At 67.5% G+C, this 422-nt stretch carries 1 protein-coding gene; it reads left to right on the top strand.

From position 1 onward, the window contains the following. The coding region (locus GVL03_RS20845; RefSeq protein WP_159502713.1) for an NUDIX hydrolase at window positions 1-390 on the top strand (390 nt) is incomplete at its 5' end. Window positions 391-422 lie beyond the last annotated feature (32 nt).

Raw genomic sequence — 422 nt, 5'->3', positions numbered from 1 at the left:
GGGCGCGACGGCGAGAACCGGATTCTCCTGGTGACCTCCCGGGAAAGCCGGCGGTGGGTCATCCCGAAGGGGTGGCCGATGAAGGGCCGCAAGCCGTTCGAGGCGGCGGCGCGCGAAGCCTACGAGGAAGCCGGCCTGCGCGGCGATGTCGGCAAGCGTCCGCTCGGCTACTACGTCTACCAGAAGCGCCTGAAGAACCTCGACGCGGTCCTGTGCCAGGTCAAGGTGTTCCCGCTCAAGGTTCGCAAGCAGCTCAAGAACTCCCCCGAGGTGAACCAGCGCGAGCTGCGCTGGTTCACGCCCGCCGAGGCTGCCGAGGCCGTGTCCGAACCGGGCCTCGCGGCGATCATTCGCGCGACATGCCGGCAAGTTAAGGCGACGGACGCGTAACCCACCGTTGCCAAGCCGGCGATGATCCGTTA

Origin of the sequence: Microbacterium sp. 18062 (assembly GCF_902706225.1) — a bacterium.
GTDB lineage: Bacteria > Actinomycetota > Actinomycetes > Actinomycetales > Microbacteriaceae > Microbacterium.
This window is presented reverse-complemented; position numbering and strand designations above follow the sequence as displayed.